General features: G+C 66.5%; 9 protein-coding genes. 2 read left to right on the top strand and 7 right to left on the bottom strand.

From position 1 onward, the window contains the following. Nucleotides 1–58 precede the first annotated feature (58 nt). Together ACG3SL_RS05805 and ACG3SL_RS05800 are read left to right on the top strand one after the other, a co-directional pair. Nucleotides 59–1246 (top strand): CaiB/BaiF CoA transferase family protein, encoded by a 1188-nt coding sequence (locus ACG3SL_RS05805; RefSeq protein ID WP_448664192.1) that lies wholly within the window; start codon nucleotides 59–61, stop codon nucleotides 1244–1246. Next, on the top strand, nucleotides 1243–2025 hold the full coding sequence (locus ACG3SL_RS05800) for an enoyl-CoA hydratase (RefSeq protein ID WP_448664191.1): 783 nt from the start codon (nucleotides 1243–1245) through the stop codon (nucleotides 2023–2025). Before ACG3SL_RS05805 ends, ACG3SL_RS05800 begins: the two co-directional genes overlap by 4 nt. 21 nt (nucleotides 2026–2046) lie before the next feature. Here the strand turns inward: ACG3SL_RS05800 and ACG3SL_RS05795 are convergent, their stop codons facing one another. From ACG3SL_RS05795 to ACG3SL_RS05765, 7 genes are all read right to left on the bottom strand, one after another. After that, nucleotides 2047–3534: an NAD-dependent succinate-semialdehyde dehydrogenase gene (locus ACG3SL_RS05795; RefSeq protein WP_448664190.1), complete on the bottom strand. Its 1488-nt coding sequence runs from the start codon at nucleotides 3532–3534 to the stop codon at nucleotides 2047–2049. A 26-nt stretch (nucleotides 3535–3560) separates the two neighbouring features. Continuing rightward, on the bottom strand, nucleotides 3561–4790 hold the full coding sequence (locus tag ACG3SL_RS05790; protein ID WP_448664189.1) for an iron-containing alcohol dehydrogenase: 1230 nt from the start codon (nucleotides 4788–4790) through the stop codon (nucleotides 3561–3563). A 40-nt stretch (nucleotides 4791–4830) separates the two neighbouring features. Beyond that, nucleotides 4831–5256: a c-type cytochrome gene (locus ACG3SL_RS05785; RefSeq protein WP_448664188.1), complete on the bottom strand. Its 426-nt coding sequence runs from the start codon at nucleotides 5254–5256 to the stop codon at nucleotides 4831–4833. Then, nucleotides 5253–6581 carry an MFS transporter gene (locus ACG3SL_RS05780; RefSeq protein ID WP_448664187.1) on the bottom strand — a complete coding sequence of 443 codons (1329 nt, stop codon included), beginning with the start codon at nucleotides 6579–6581 and terminating at the stop codon, nucleotides 5253–5255. Before ACG3SL_RS05780 ends, ACG3SL_RS05785 begins: the two co-directional genes overlap by 4 nt. Next, nucleotides 6581–7990 (bottom strand): amidohydrolase family protein, encoded by a 1410-nt coding sequence (locus ACG3SL_RS05775; RefSeq protein ID WP_448664186.1) that lies wholly within the window; start codon nucleotides 7988–7990, stop codon nucleotides 6581–6583. Before ACG3SL_RS05775 ends, ACG3SL_RS05780 begins: the two co-directional genes overlap by 1 nt. 46 nt (nucleotides 7991–8036) lie before the next feature. After that, nucleotides 8037–9155 (bottom strand): hypothetical protein, encoded by a 1119-nt coding sequence (locus ACG3SL_RS05770; protein ID WP_448664185.1) that lies wholly within the window; start codon nucleotides 9153–9155, stop codon nucleotides 8037–8039. Between the two features lie 66 nt (nucleotides 9156–9221). After that, nucleotides 9222–12344: a TonB-dependent receptor domain-containing protein gene (locus ACG3SL_RS05765; protein ID WP_448664184.1), complete on the bottom strand. Its 3123-nt coding sequence runs from the start codon at nucleotides 12342–12344 to the stop codon at nucleotides 9222–9224. Nucleotides 12345–12427: the final 83 nt, after the last annotated feature.

The following is a 12427-nucleotide window of genomic DNA, read 5'->3' as shown; positions in this document are numbered from 1 at the left end:
CGTTCACACTATCCCCGCGCACCGAATTGCGGGACATTCTGAGAAGGAAGAAGACGACATGGCGATGCTGCCGCTCAACGGCATCCGGGTGCTGGACATTTCGCAGGTGATGGCAGGCCCGTTCTGCTGCATGCTGCTGGGCGACATGGGCGCCGATGTCATCAAGATCGAACCGCCCGTGCTGGGCGATTCGACGCGGCACTCGATGGGTTTCCGGTTGAAGGGCGAGGACAGCCCCGGCTTCCTCGCGCTCAACCGCAACAAGCGCAGCATCACGCTGGACCTGAAGGACCCCGCCGACCGCGACGTGCTGTACGCGCTGGTCAAAACCGCCGACGTGCTGGTGGAAAATGCCCGCCCCGGCGTCGCCGACCGGCTGGGCATGGGGTATGAAACGCTGCGCGCGATCAACCCCAAGCTCGTCTATGCCAGCATTTCCGGCTTTGGGCAGACCGGCCCCTGGTCGCAGCGGCCGGGATTCGACCTGATCGCCCAGGCGATGTCGGGCGTACTCAGCTCGAACGGCTTTCCCGACATGGAGCCGGCGAAGAACTCGATCGCAGTCGCCGATCTCGGCGCCGGGCTGTTCGCCACCTATGGCATCCTCAGCGCCCTGATCGGGCGCGGCAAGACCGGCGAGGGCCAGTATATCGACGCGTCGCTGCTCGAAGCCGCGATGGGCCTGTCGATCTGGGAGACGACCGAGCTATGGGGCACGGGCAAGTCCCCCACCCCGATCGGGTCGGCAAATCGCATGTCGGCGCCGTATCAGGCAGTGAAGGCGTCGGACGAATGGTTCGTGATCGGCGCGGCCAACCAGAAGCTGTGGCTGACGTTCCTGACCGTGCTCGGACGGCCCGAACTGCAGGACGATCCGCGCTATTGCAGCAACGCGCTGCGGGTGCAGAACCGGCAGGCGCTGATCGACGATCTCGCGCCCACGTTCCTGACGCGCACAGCGCAGCAATGGATCGACGCGCTGCTCGCCGCCGGTGTCCCCGCCGCGCCGATCCTCGACTATGGCCAGGCAGTGGAGAGCGAACAGGCGATTGCGCGCGAGATGGTGCAGATGATCCCCCATCCGGTGGAAGGCAGCTTCCGCGCGCTCGGCTTCCCGGTGAAGATGCGCGGCACGCCGCAGGAGGTACGCCTGCCCCCGCCGCTTATCGGCGAACATGCCGACGAAATCCGGCGCGAACTGGTCGAGCGCGGGCTATTGCCCGCCACATCGGAGGCAGCGGAATGAGCGAGCCCCGGCTGGTCTTTGAACGGGACGGTGCGGTCGCGCGCATCCTGTTCGACAATCCCCGCGCCCACAACGCGCTGACGCACCAGATGTGGCTCGACCTGCGCGATGCGGCGCTTGCCGTGGCGCAGGACCCGACGATCCGCGTCGTCACCTTTCGCGGCGTGGGGGGCAAGGCATTCATTTCCGGCACCGACATCAGCAGCTTCGCCGATTTCACCAGCGGGCAGGACGGAATCGAATACGAACGCGGCATCGACGAGTGCATGGCGGCGGTGGACGCCATCCCCGTGACGACGATCGCGGTGGTCGATGGCTGGGCAGTGGGCGGCGGGCTCAACATCTGCGCCGCGTCCGATTTCCGCATCGCCACGCCCAATGCGCGCTTCGGCTCGCCGGTGGGCCGCACGATCGGCAACTGCCTGTCGATGAACAGCTATATCCGCGTGGCGGCCGCGCTGGGGACGCAGATTGCCAAGCGCATGGTGTTGCTGGGCGAGCTGATCCCCGCCCCCGAGCTGCTCGCCAGCGGTTTCCTGCTCAAGATGGTCGAGGCCGACGCGCTCGACGCGGAAGTCACCGCGCTATGCGCCCGCGCGGCGGAGAATGCCCCGCTGACCACGCGCGCCACCAAGGAAGCGATCCGCCGCGCCACCTTCCAGAGCCCGCCCGACCTGGATGACCTGATCGCGCGCGTGTACGGCAGCAACGACTTCCGGCGCGGGGTGGAGAATTTCCTGGCCCGCAACAAGGACCTGCCGGCGTGGCAGGGCGACTGACCGCCGCCCTGCCCGCGCACCTTACCAGCTGACCGCGATGTACTTGGCCTCCAGATATTCGTGGAGGCCATGGTACGAACCCTCTCGCCCCAGTCCGCTCTGCTTGACCCCGCCAAACGGCGCGGCGGGGTCCGACACCAGCCCCCGGTTGAGCGCGACCATCCCGACTTCGAGCCGCTCGGACAGCGCCAGCCCCTTCTTCATGTCGCCGGTGTAGACATAGGCCGCCAGGCCATATTCGGTGGCGTTTGCCAGTGCGACCGCCTCGTCCACATCGTCAAAGGCCAGGATCGCCGCGACGGGTCCGAACACTTCGGTGCTCAGGATTTCCGATCCCGGCTGCACATCGGCCAGCACGGTCGGCGGATAGAAGAACCCGTCGCCCTGGATCGGTTCGCCACCGATCACGGCGCGCGCACCGCGCGTCACGGCGTCATCGACCAGATGCACGATCTTTTCCACCGCCGCCCCGTTGATGAGCGCGCCGCACTGGCTGGCGGGGTCGGTCCCGGCCCCCACCGTCACGGCCGCCATGCGAGCAGCGAACTTGGCGACAAAGGCGTCATGGACGCCGCGCTGGACATAGAAACGGTTGGCTGCCGTGCACGCCTCGCCAGCGTTGCGCATCTTGGCGATCATCGCGCCTTCGACGGCCGCGTCGATGTCGGCGTCGTCCAGCACCAGGAACGGCGCATTGCCGCCCAGCTCCATCGACGCGCTGACGACATTGTCCGCACACTCGCGCAGCAGGATGCGGCCCACTTCCGTCGAGCCGGTGAACGACAGTTTGCGCACGCGCGGATCATGCACCATCGCGCGGATCACTGCCCCCGGCTCGCTGGTGTTGATGACATTGACCACGCCGCGCGGCACGCCCGAATCCAGCATGATCTGCGCCACCGCCAGCGCCGTCAGCGGCGTTTCCTCGGCAGGCTTGAGGATGCACGTGCACCCCGCCGCCAATGCCGGCGCCATCTTGCGCGTCGCCATCGCGGCGGGGAAGTTCCACGGCGTCACCAGCACCGCGATCCCCATCGGCTGATACTGGACGAGGATGCGGTTCGCCCCGCCGGGGGCAACGGCCACGTCGCCGTTCACACGCACCGCCTCTTCGGCATACCAGCGGAAGAACTCTGCGGCGTAGCCGACTTCGCCGCGCGCGTCGGTGAGCGACTTGCCGCTTTCCAGCGAGATCAGGTGCGCCAGCCAGTCGGCATGTGCCATCATCCGATCGAAACAGGCGAGCAGGATCGTCGCGCGCTGGCGGGGCGGCGTGGCGGCCCATGCCGCCGCCGCTGCTTCCGCCGCATCGACTGCCGCCATGCCGTCGGCGACGCTGGCATCGGCGACCGAGGTCAGCACCGCGCCGGTCGAGGGATTGACCACGTCGAGCCGCTGCCCCTGTTCGGCGGCGACCCAGCGCTCGCCGATCAACAGGTCGGTGGGAACCGCGAACGGCCCGGGGTCGCCCGCGCCCGTGGGTGCAGGAAAATGCTGTGCGGAGTGCATGAAAACGAACCTTTCGGAAACTGCGCTCAAAGCGCCTTGAGTGCGTCGCGGTCGCCGTCGAACGCGGCATAGGTGATGCTGCGCATCGCCGCGAGATCGAGAGTGCGCGGATTGTTCTTGACCAGCCGGGCGGCGCCCAGCGCGCTTTCGGCCACGAAATCGCGCTGGTCTTCGGTCAGGCCCAGGTCGCGCAGCGTGCGGGGAATGCCCACCGCGCCGAGCAGCCGCGCGACGCCATCGACGAACAGCCGCGACAGTTCCTCGTCGCTGGCGTCGGGCGCGCCAAGCCCCACCGTTCGGGCCAGGTCCGCAAAGGCGGCGACACAGCTCGGCCGGTTGAACTCCATGACATAGGGCAGCAACGTCGCGACCCCGTCGCCATGCGCGGTATGCGTCAGGTTGCCGACCGGATACTGGATCGCGTGCGCTGCCGCCGTCCCCGCCGTGCCGAACGCACAGCCTGCCGCGAGCGCACCGAGCATCAGTTCCTCGCGCGCAGCCACATCGCTGCCATCGACATAGGCGCGCTCCAGGCTGGTCCAGATGCTCTTCACCGCCAGCCGCCCGAAATGGTCCGACAGCACGTTCTTGCCGACGAACACGTGCTGTTGGGTCAGCATCGGATCGGCGTCGCGCGCCAGCGTCGTGAACGCTTCCACCGCATGGGTCAGCGCGTCGGCGCCCGAACAGGCGGTCAGCCGGGGCGGACAGGTCAACGTCAGCTCCGGATCGCAGACGGCGACGATCGGGATCAGATGCGGGCTGGCGATGCCGATCTTGGTCCCGCGCTCTTGGTCGCCGACCACCGCTACGGGGGTGACTTCGGAACCCGTGCCCGCCGTGGTCGGCACCGCGATCAGCGGCAGCACTGGCCCCGGCACGGCAAACTCGCCATAATAGTCGCTCACCTTGCCACCGTGCGACAACAGCACCGCGACGACCTTCGCCAGGTCCATACAGCTTCCGCCGCCGACGCCGATCACGATGTCGGCACCGAAATCGCGCGACGTATCGACACAATCGTAGATCGATTCCGCCGGCAGATCGGGCAGCGTGCGATCATAGACAAGGCTGTCAACGCCATGGGCCGCAAGATCGGCGACCATGTCGCGCAGCACCACGTCCTGCGAAAGCCGCGCATCGGTACAGATGAGCGCGCGGGTGCCCAGACCGGCAGCGGCGGAGCCGATCGCGTGGCGCTGGCCCCGACCGAAAAGGATGGAGCGTGGAAGCCGCAGGGCACCGAAGAGAGTCATTTTGAGTCCGCGTAACTGGAGGAAAAATCAGTCCCCATGGTTATTTCTTCTTCGCGCCGCTGGGGCTGTACAGCGCGAGATAGGCGATCACGTCGTCGCGATCCTTGGCGTTGGGCAGGCCGGCAAAGACCATGCGCGTGCCCGGCATCGCGGTGCGTGGCGAAGCAAGGAAGCGCGACAGCGCGTCGCGGCTCCACACGGCCTTGGCGCCGGCCATCGCGGGTGAGTATTTGAAGCCGGCCACCGCGCCCGGCGCGCGGCCGACGACGCCGTTCAGCGCGGGGCCAAGGCCGTTGGCGGCGCCAGGGCCGACGCGGTGGCAGGCGGCACAGCGCTTGAACACCGCCTCCCCCGCGACGGCGTTCCCTGCGGGCGCGGCGGGAGCCTCCGCAACGGTCCTGCCCGGTGCCGCTGCGATCACGACCGCTGCCAAAAGCACCGACAGCGCCAGATGACGCCGGCTCATGCCTGTGCCTCCCCGCAATAGAGCGGTCGTGAGGCGTCGATCCGCAAGAACAGCATCGCCGCAATGAACGACAGCACCGCCAGCACCGTGAAGGCCGCCATCCACCCGCTCATGCTGACGATATACCCCGTCACTGCCGCCGCGATGGCTGCGCCGATATTGCCCAGCGTATTCATCACTGCCGACACCGACCCGGCATATTCGCCGCCGATGTCGAGCGTCACGGCCCAGGACACGCCGACGGTCAGTTCCAGCCCGAACAGCGCGACGCAGAAGCATCCGATGCTCAGCGCCGGATCGCCCAGTGCCGCCGCCAGCGGGATCATCACTGCCGCGATCAGGAAGCCCACCACCGCGACCACGCGCCGCGCCAGCTTGAGCCCCCATCCCTTTCGCACCAGCCGGTCGGAGAACCAGCCCCCGGCCAGGTCGCCGACCACGCCCGCCATCAGCGGCATGCTCGCGAACAGGCCCATCAGCGCGATCTCATAGCCGCGCGCGTCGTGGAGATATTTGGGGAACCACGTCAGGAAGATGTTGATGCAATAGGCATAGCAGAAATACATCGCCGACAGCAGCCAGAGCTGGGGATTGCCCAGCAGGTGCCGCCACGGCACGCGAGCCTTGGCGCGCCCCTTGCCCAGCGCATCCTCGATCATCGCGCACTCGGCGGCGTTGACGCCGCGGTGCTCGCGCGGATGGTCGCGATAATACCAGAACCACAGCGCCGCCCACGCCATGCCGATCAGCGCGAACAGGAAGAACGGCGCCCGCCAGCCGAAATCGACGATCAGCAGCGCGACGAACACCGGCGTCACTGCGCCGCCGACGCGCGCCCCGGCATGGGTCAGCCCCTGCGCCCAGCCGCGTTCGGACGGCAGCATCCAGCGCGACAGCGATCGGGTGGCGATCGGAAACGCGCCCGCTTCGCCCATGCCGAACAGGAACCGGCACACCATCATCGACCCCGCCGACCAGGTCAGCGCCGTTGCCGCCGTGAAGGTCGACCACCACAGCACTACCCCGGACAGCGCCCGACGCGGCCCGAACCGATCGCCCAGCCAGCCGCCGGGTATCTGGAAGAACGCATAGGCGAACTGGAACGACGCGAAGATCCACCCCATCGTCACCAGCGAGAAGCCGAACTCCTTCTGGATAGAGGGTGCCGCCGTCGAGATGACGACACGGTCCATATACGTCACCAGATAGGCGAGCACGGTCAGCCACAGCACGCCGTGGCGCACGCGGCTGGGCCGCATCGGGCGCGTCGGCGCGCCTTCGTCCGCCACGGGCTTTACCTCGCCGGGCAGGGTCGCTTCGGCCATCAGCGCGGCTCCGCCGGGCATGCGTCGGCCGGGCGCCCGGCACAGCTCTGCCAGATCGTCGGCACGCTGCGCCCGCCGATCAGCACCGACCGGATCGACCGGGTGTTCTGAATGTCGGCAAGCGGATCACGGTCGAGCACCAGCAGGTCGGCGCGATAGCCCGGCACCACGCGGCCCAGATCGGTCGCGCCCAGCCAGCGGGCGTTGGTCAGCGTCGCCGCCGTCAGCGCCGCACGCGGCGTCACGCCCGCGCGCACCATCAGCGCCAGCTCCCAATGCGCGAAATAGCCGGGGAAGCGCGCGCTCGGCCCACTGTCGGTGCCCATGCCATAGGCAATGCCGGCGCGCGCCTGACGCCCGAAATTGGCGAGCGCGTTGTCGAGGATGCCCGGATACTTCGCAAAGCTCGGGCTGGAGCGCAGCCGGTTGCGCCGCGCCTCGCTCTTCAGGTCGGCGACCACCGACGGCGCCACCCCGCGGCTGAAAAAGGGTTCGTCGACAAAGGGCAACAGGTCATAGGTGAACGAGGCTTCGCGGCTGAGCGTGGCCGCGACCTGCATCACATTGTTGGCCTTCATCAGCCGCAGCGTTTCCGCGTCGATCGGCTGGTCGCGCACCGCATGGCCGAACCCGTCGATATGCTCGCGCGCCAGCGTGCGGGCGTTGTCGAGGTAAAAGATATGGGCGACGGCCTTCTTGCCCTTGGCATGTGCCTCGTCGACCACGGCCTTGGCGATCGGATAGGGCATCCGCTCGGCGATGGTGCCCAGTTCGTCGTCCATCCACAGCTTGACGACATCAACGCCCTTGGCGACTTCGCGATCGACCATCGCCTTGGCCTCGGCCGGTGTCGCGACCGACTGTTCGAGCCCCGCGACCCCGCCGTAAGACCCCTTGAACACCACGCCGCGCCCGGCGGTCCACACGCGCGCCATGTCCGGCGTCGTCTGGCGTTCGTTGCGGACGATATCGTGGATGATGTCCTTGTCGGTGCCCAACACCTGCACCGACGTGACGCCATAGGCGGCGTAGGTGCGCAGCTGGCGTTCGACATTCTCGCGGGTGTAGTTCTTCAGATCCTGGCTGATGCCATCGACCAGCCCCAGATGGACATGGTTGTCGATGATGCCGGGCATCACGAACTTGCCTCGCAAGTCCTCGATCCGGGCCCCTGTGGGCACCTTCACCGTAGCGCCGGGGCCTACTGCGCGAATGCGCCCATCCGCGACGATGATCGTCGCATCCCGGATTACGCCCTGCCTGCCCGGATCGAACACCGTGGCATGCGTCAGCGCCAGCACCGCCTCCTGCGCAACGGGCACCATCACCGGCCCCCGCGCGAGCGACCCGCCCGCCGCCGCCGCGAGCAAGCCCGCGCCCAGCAAAATCCCCATCATCCTGATCTTCATCGCAACCCTCTCCCTCGCGCCGTTTTCCGGCATCGTCGCTTCACCGTCAGACGGGCATCCGCCTTTTGGTGAACTCGCGCCCGATCAGCGCCGTTTCTTCATTGGTCTCCATCACCCGCGCACCGTCGCGGATGCTGGAGACGATAGTGCGCGCATTATTGGCGTCCAGAAAGCGCACGCCGTTCTTCTTGCACGCCGCAAGTACGCGCGCGCGGGCTGCGATCAGGTTGGCCGGTTGTTCGCTCGGCCCCGCAAAGCCACCGGGGCGCGGCTGCGGCGGCAGGTCGGGAAAGGCATCCAGGCCGTTGAGCGACATGGTCATGTCGCCCGGCCCCCATTCGGCGAAGGTCACGCCGGGCACCGCCAGCGATTTCTCGCACGTCTCCAGCGCGTATTTGTCCTCGATCTTGAGGCCAAGCATGATTTCGCCCGCCGGGTTCAGCGGCCACAAATCGCCGATGCGGAAATAATGGTTGGGCGACACGCCCCACACGCGGGACGCGAACAACTGGCTCCCCGATCCGCGCAGCCCTTCGCGCGGCAGCTTGGGAACACCCGGATAGGCGAAGGGGAAACGCATCGCCTGCACCGTCGCCTCGACCGCCCTGGGGTCGCGGGCATGGCACAGGTTCACGCCCATCGCCCCGGCAGAAAGCGCCTGGTTGAACATCCATGCCGTCGCCTGGATCGCGGCTTCGCTGAACCCGGTATTGGGCATGGTGACGAAGGTGGCGGGCATACGGTGCCCGCTGCGCGTCGGGCCGCCATCGGCCAGCCCGCGCATGAAATCGCGCAGATTGCTGAAATCGGCCGCGCCCTGCTCGATCTCGATGCAGATGCAATCGGCCCAGGTCTTGGCCATCAGCCGCCCGGCCTGATAGCCGTCGCCCGTCGCGGGCGCATAGGAGACGTAATAGATCGGCTGGTCGTCCTCGAACAGCTCGATCACCTTGTTCAGCCGTCGCGGCTTGTACGCCGGGTCCACGCTCGTCGGCTGACGCCCGGACCATTCATATTGCATCGGCTGCGCGCCCGAAGGGCTCACCGGCCCGCGCGCACCCGGAAATTCCTGTGCCCGCGCAGGGAACAGCGGGATTACGCCACCCGCCAGCAACGCCCCGGCACCCAGCCCGGCCTGCAGCACGTCTCGCTTGCTCATCGTCATATGCGGGCTCCGCCAAGTGGCCAAAAAGCTCCGCCCCGCCCGAAGGCGAGGCGGATGGAGGGGAGTTCAGAAGCGAACGCGAAGGCCAACCGACGCCAGCCGGCCGAGCGGGTTGGAGACAAAGGCGTTGTAGCCAAAGCCCGCGCCGGTGATGCCGCCCACGTTGCCGTTGTAGAAGGGCGGGTCCTTGTCGAACACGTTCTGGATGTCGGCATAGATCTGCCATCCGCTGACGATGCTCTTGCCGCCGATCGTGTACTGGAGATGGAGGTCGAAGATGTTGTTCGGACGCACGCGGTCACCACCACTGGCCGGATTGCCGTTCGCATCGCGCAGGATCGGCGCGACCGACGTGCCCCAGTTGCGATAAGCCCCGGTATAGTTCCAGAACACATCGGCACTGAAGCCCGAATACTCCCACCCGAACCGCGCCCGGTTCTTGAACGCGACCGACGGGAAGGTCGTGTTGAAGCCGGAGGTGTTCAGGATCGAGAAGTCGGGGCTTCCGGTGAAGCTCTGGCGGAACTTGGTGAAGTAAGTGAACGCCGTACCGATCGTGAAGCTGCCGATGCCCGTTTCCGGGGTATTGTAGCTGAACGACCCGTCGATGCCGTCGAGGTTGAGGTCGAGTGCGTTACGCGACGACTGGTCGATCAGATAGGCAGTCACCAGCGGCACCGTTCCGCTGATCGTCGCGCCGTTCGGGATGTTGGCGAAGGTGTTGATCTGGTCCGCCGTGCATCCCGTCGGCTGGGTGCACAGCGTAATCAGGTTGCGCAGGCCGGCCGCGTTGACGATAGCGTCGGGACTGGGCGAGCTGACGCCGCCGATGAACGTATTGTGGAAATAGGTGACCGCCGCGACAAAGCCGGGCAGGAAGCGCGGCGCGAAATCGACGCCGACCGACCAGCTGCGACCCTTTTGCGGCACTTCGTTGGTGAAGCCACCGCCAAGCTGGCGCCGCATTGCGCCCACAGCGTTGCCGTTCGCCGCCTGACCGCTGCCGATCTGGCACCGGGCATTGCTCAAGCCGGCAAGGTTCGCCGTGGTGCAGGCCGTGCTCGACACGTTGCCATTGGCGTCGAGGATGCGTGCACCCGGCACGTTGACGACATCGGGGAAGGCCGAAACCGGCAGATTGATCGATCCCGTCGGCGCGACCGAACCCGACGAGTAGAGATAGCCCTGGCTCGGATCGCCGATCACGCCGATCGGCGGCGCCACGAAGGCCCGCGAATAGTTGCCGCGCAGCTTCAGCCCTTCGACGATTTCCCAGTTCGCGGCGAATTTGGGGTTCGTAGTGTCGCCCACATCGCTGAACTTGTCATACCGCCCGGCGATCGACAGGTCGATGCGGTGGATGAAGGGGATTTCCATGTCGGGCCCGACGACCGGAATATAGACTTCGCCGTACACCGACTTGACGTTGCGGCCATATTCATAGTTGCGGTAGCTCGCGCCCGTCGTCGTCGGGCCGGTGTTGTTGCCGCCGATGAACTTCTGCTGCTGCTGCTGCCAGTAATATTCGCCGCCGACCGCGATTTTCAGGTCGCCGCCCGGAAGCGTGAACAACGCACCCTGGAGGTCCAGCTTGACCTGGTTGAACTGGTTGAGGTTCGTGTTGCCCGAGTCGTTCGAATAGAGCGACCGCATCACCGCCGCCGAGGTGCGGTTGGTGGGGCTGTCGAGCCGCCGCCACACGTCGATCGCGTTCGCCGTCGTCAGCGGAAGGTTGAGCGCGATGACATTCTGCCCCGCGATCGCGGAGGTCAGGATGTTGCCGTTCTGCGTAGTGCCGTTGAGCGCCAGGTTGGCGCAGGCGCCGCAGAAGGTGTTGAGGTTGTCCGTCGCCGACCGGTTCCAGCCGGCGGCATCGCTGAACGTCAGCGACCATTTGTCGCTCAGCTCGTAATTGGCGACGAACGTGCCATAGACCACGTCGGCCTGCGTGCGGTTGTCGCCGTAATTGCCATCGGCGCGCAGGGCGAGGACATTAACGTTCTCGATCGTCGTGGTGGGCGCGCCGGCGGGCGCCACGAAGAACGGGTTGACCTGGTCCGGGAAGCGATTGGTCGCCCCGCCGGTTGCGCCGGCGCCATAGGCGAGCGCGTTGATCGTGCCCGGTGCCCCCGGCGAATGCGTCCGCTGGCGGTTATAGTTCAGCGTGAACTGCATCGACAGCTTGTCGCTGAAGTCGTTGACGACCTTCATGTACACGTTGCCGCGGCCCTGTCCGGGGACCATGACGCTGTACAGCGAGTTGTTGCACGGCGCGTTGGCGCCGACATTGGCGACCGACGTGGTGGCGTTCGGCCCCAGGAACACCTGGTTGGCGATATTGGAATTGGCCGCGCCGCCGCGCTGCTGCACCGTGATGGTCGCATCCGGGCAGGTGAAGCTGAGGTTGTTCGATCCGCCGAGATCGCGATAATCGCCCCGGCTCGTGAACGGACGCGAGCGATTGTACAGGATGTTCTGCTGCGACCACGAACCCGCGACATACACGCCGCCGGTGTCCCAGGTCGTGCCCCAGATCGCATGCGCGGCGGTGTTGCGGTAATCCTTGCCGAACCCCTGCTGGATGTTCATTTCAAAGCCGTTGAAGGTCTTGCGGGTGATGTAGTTCACCACGCCGGCGACGGCGTCCGAGCCGTACGCGGTCGACGCACCGTCCGCGAGCACTTCGACGCGCTGGATCGCGCTGACCGGAATGATGTTGGGATCGGTCTGGTTGAACTGCTGGCCACCGCCCGGCAGGCGAAGGCCGTCGACGATCACCAGCGTCGTGTTCGACGACGAGCCCGCAAGGCTGTGGATCTGCGGCGAGTAATAGGAATAGGCGTTCTCACCCTGCGCGATCGAACCCGCCGTGGAGATCGCAGGAACGGTATTGAGAAGCTGCGACAGGTTGACCGGCGCGGTCTTCTCGATCGTCTCCTGGCCCACTGACACCAGGTTCGATCCGACCGGCGCCACGCCGCGGATTCGCGAACCCGTGACGATGATATTCTCGTCCCCCTGCGTCGTCGGGATCGCCGCAGGCTCGTCCTGCGGCTCGGCGGCGGCATCGCGCTGCCCGGATTGCGTCGTAGTCGATTGTGTCTGCGCATGTGCGCCCGTCGATAGCGAAGCTGCAGCAATCAATGCGATGGCCGAGCCCCCCAGACGGAGATGTGAAGAAATCCTCATCCCTTGCCCCTTTCGGTTATCTCTCTCCCAGCTCAACCTATCTTATATCATATATGATCGAGCCGAGGGATTCGTAGGACGCT

The organism is Sphingomonas degradans, assembly GCF_053502645.1.
Note: the sequence above shows the minus strand (reverse complement) of the source record. Positions and strands in the feature narration are given on the sequence as shown.

Excerpts from the sequence above, each read along its gene's own strand:
- ACG3SL_RS05805 (WP_448664192.1), top strand. The coding sequence starts at position 59 with ATGGCGATGCTGCCGCTCAACGGCATCCGGGTGCTGGACATTTCGCAG.
- ACG3SL_RS05800 (WP_448664191.1), top strand. The coding sequence starts at position 1,243 with ATGAGCGAGCCCCGGCTGGTCTTTGAACGGGACGGTGCGGTCGCGCGC.
- ACG3SL_RS05795 (WP_448664190.1), bottom strand. The coding sequence starts at position 3,534 with ATGCACTCCGCACAGCATTTTCCTGCACCCACGGGCGCGGGCGACCCC.
- ACG3SL_RS05790 (WP_448664189.1), bottom strand. The coding sequence starts at position 4,790 with ATGACTCTCTTCGGTGCCCTGCGGCTTCCACGCTCCATCCTTTTCGGT.
- ACG3SL_RS05785 (WP_448664188.1), bottom strand. The coding sequence starts at position 5,256 with ATGAGCCGGCGTCATCTGGCGCTGTCGGTGCTTTTGGCAGCGGTCGTG.
- ACG3SL_RS05780 (WP_448664187.1), bottom strand. The coding sequence starts at position 6,581 with ATGGCCGAAGCGACCCTGCCCGGCGAGGTAAAGCCCGTGGCGGACGAA.
- ACG3SL_RS05775 (WP_448664186.1), bottom strand. The coding sequence starts at position 7,990 with ATGAAGATCAGGATGATGGGGATTTTGCTGGGCGCGGGCTTGCTCGCG.
- ACG3SL_RS05770 (WP_448664185.1), bottom strand. The coding sequence starts at position 9,155 with ATGACGATGAGCAAGCGAGACGTGCTGCAGGCCGGGCTGGGTGCCGGG.
- ACG3SL_RS05765 (WP_448664184.1), bottom strand. The coding sequence starts at position 12,344 with ATGAGGATTTCTTCACATCTCCGTCTGGGGGGCTCGGCCATCGCATTG.